The organism is uncultured Methylobacterium sp. (assembly GCF_964242245.1).
Taxonomy (GTDB): domain Bacteria; phylum Pseudomonadota; class Alphaproteobacteria; order Rhizobiales; family Beijerinckiaceae; genus Methylobacterium.
Genome location: NZ_CAXTBY010000091.1, coordinates 1 through 2,694 on the forward strand (window position 1 = coordinate 1; position 2,694 = coordinate 2,694).

Genomic DNA, 2,694 nt, shown 5'->3' on the forward strand with positions numbered 1-2,694 from the left:
GATCGTGCCCGACACAACGTGCCCGTCCACCACGTTCGTCGCCCCAGACACGCCCAACACCGACAGGGTCGGCGCGAGCGTATCAACGACGATCGCGGCGGCGTTCGAGGACACGGACGTGAGGACCCCGTCGCTCTGGTAGGCGCGCAGCGCGTGCGTTCCGGCCGTAAGCGTGATGTCGGTCGCGTAGGTGCCGTTCGTCGGAACCGTGAGGGATGCGAGCGTCGCCTCGTTGCTGTCCTGGATCGCGTTGCCGTTGCCGTCGTCGTAGATGGTGAGGCCGTCGCCAGCCGTGCCGCTACCGGTCAGCGTAACGGTCGTCAGCCGGGTGATCCCGTCCGTGCTCGACACGCCCGTGTCGGAAGCCGCGGCGAGGGCGACCGTTGGAACCGTGACGAGCGGTGAGGCGAAGTAGATATCGAAGCCGCCGCTGCCGTCCGGCCGCTGAAGCGGCGTACCGGTGACTCCGCCCTGCAGGGTCATGGTGTACGTGGTGGCCTGCGGCGCGCCCGTCAGGGTGAAGGACAGCAGGCCGCTGGCGTAGCTGAGGCTGGAGAAGCCCAGGTTCGCGTTGGTGACGTCGATCAGGTCGGCGTAGGCGAAGTCGGTGACCGTGTCGCCGGTGTGGTTGACGGCGGTGTCGCGGTAGGTGTCGCGTCCGTCGTAGCCGGTCAGGGTCTGGGCGCCGGCGCCGCTGACGATCACGTCGGCGAGGTGGGTGCCGTAGAGAACGGGGTTGGCGCGGGCGGTGTTGTCGATGACCCCGGTCGCGGCGAAGCCGACGGCGGCCCCTTGGACGAGGCCGGACCCGGTGGCGGCGTCGTAGCCGGTGTCGAAGCCGGTCGTGTAGGGGTTGTCCTGATCGATGGCGCTGTCCTGCATCAGGTGGCGGATGTCGACCGGCGTGAGCGCCGTGTTGGCCTGCAGCATCAGCGCCGCCAGCCCCGCCGCGTGCGGCCCGGCCGCCGAGGTGCCGCTGAAGTTCGGCGGGCTGGTGGCGTCCCGATTCGAGCCGAAGAAGGTGTTGTCGCCGCCGTCCGGTGCGGTGAGGGTCGGGGCTTGACGGACGCTGGCCGTGGCCAGCCGGTTGCCGGCGGTGTCGTAGGTAACGCGGTCGGGTCCGAGGGAGGAGAAGGTCTCCAGGGCGGGCGGGCTGACGTTGTAGGCCGGGGTGTTAGCGTAGTAGTCGGCCCCGACCGTGATTGCGCCCGCCGCGCCGGAATGCCCGTAGACCGTCGCGCTGCTGGTGTTCGATGAGACCGCCCCGAACGAGACCGTGGCGCCGTTGCCCAGGGCCATCAGGCGGAACTCGGGCGGGGCATTGCCGGCGTGCAGACCGACCGCGATCCGATAGCTCGTGGCCGTCGAGGCATTGTTCGTGATGGTGAAGGTCTCGACCGGGTCGCCGCCCGTGTTGTTGTTCGTCGCCAGCGCGCCGATGTAGGCGCCCGTGCCGTTGTACAGGAACGCGTCGAGATCGGCCGTCGCCCCGCGGCCGGGGCTGACGGAGGCGGCCGGGTTGTCCCACTGCAGGCTGAACCTGATCGATGCGCCCGCACCCACCGTCACCGGGATGTAGGTCTGCCCCGGCGCGAACTGATGCAGCGTCTCGGCCCGACCGTTGATCGTCGTCGTCGACGCGGACGCGTTGAAGACCCCGGTGTAGCCGCCGTTCCTGTGGTTGCCCGCCAGCGTGAGGTAGGTCACGCCGCTGGCCGACACCCCGTCGATCGCCTGAGAGATGGCGCTGTCCTGGTATGTCGGTTCGGCGTAGTAGAAGATGTCGTCGACGATGACCCGCGCGCCCGCGTTCGCCAGCGCGGTGATGTTGTTGGCGAAGCCGGCGATCCCGGTGAACGCGGTTGCGAACCGGATTGCCGCGCCGGGCGCCACGTCGTGGACGATCTGGGCCATCGCCCGGCCCTCGTCCGCCGAGCCGTTCTGCAGGTAGTCCTGCAGCACCTGCGTGTCGCTCGGCAGGTCGCCGGTGTTGATGTCCGTCTGTTGCCCGCCGAGGTAGTTGAAGCTGTCCGACAGCACGCCGACGATCAGGCCGGTCCCGTCGACGTGGTAGGTTCCCCGAGCCGCGTCGGTCGCCATCGCATGATCGCCCTGGCTGATCACGCTCCCCTGCGTGGCACCCGTCGCGGCGCTGACGTCGCCTGAGACGTGGGACGGATCGAGCTGGGATGGATCGACGCTGGCCACGGACGCCACGGACTGCCGCGCCTCGACGAGGTTGGCCACGTCGGCGAGCGCCCCGAGTTGAGCGACCGGGAACAGGCCGGAGACGAGGGGCCCCCAGTCCGAACCCTGCTGCAGGCCGAGCGCCCGCAGGCTGGCGAGCAGGCTGCGGCCGTCGCCGTCCATCGCGGTGGCGTCGATGACGATGTAGCTCTGTCCGTCCGATCCTGTGACGACATCCGGCAAACGATCGGGCGCGGCGGATGGTGCAGTGTTCGACGTCGCCGCGCTGGCTGGATCGGTCGGCGCCACTCTGTTGATGAAGAAGTACGCGGGATCAATGACGTCGGATTGACCATCCACGGCTCCACTGGACGGGCTGCCGGCATTGATGGTCATGATGCGACTCCAAGGATAGAGCGAAAATGATATGACGAATCAAAACGCTACGATTCACTATTTGTAAATCGTAGCGTTGTCAAATCTATCGTCGCGGAGTTCGCTAGATGA

At 68.1% G+C, this 2,694-nt stretch carries 1 protein-coding gene; it reads right to left on the reverse strand.

The annotated features are described in order from the left end of the window. Positions 1–2,583, reverse strand: a 2,583-nt coding sequence (locus ACFE8Y_RS16315) for a S8 family serine peptidase (RefSeq protein ID WP_375465433.1), incomplete at its 3' end; no start/stop codon positions are given. Between the last annotated feature and the right edge of the window lie 111 nt (positions 2,584–2,694).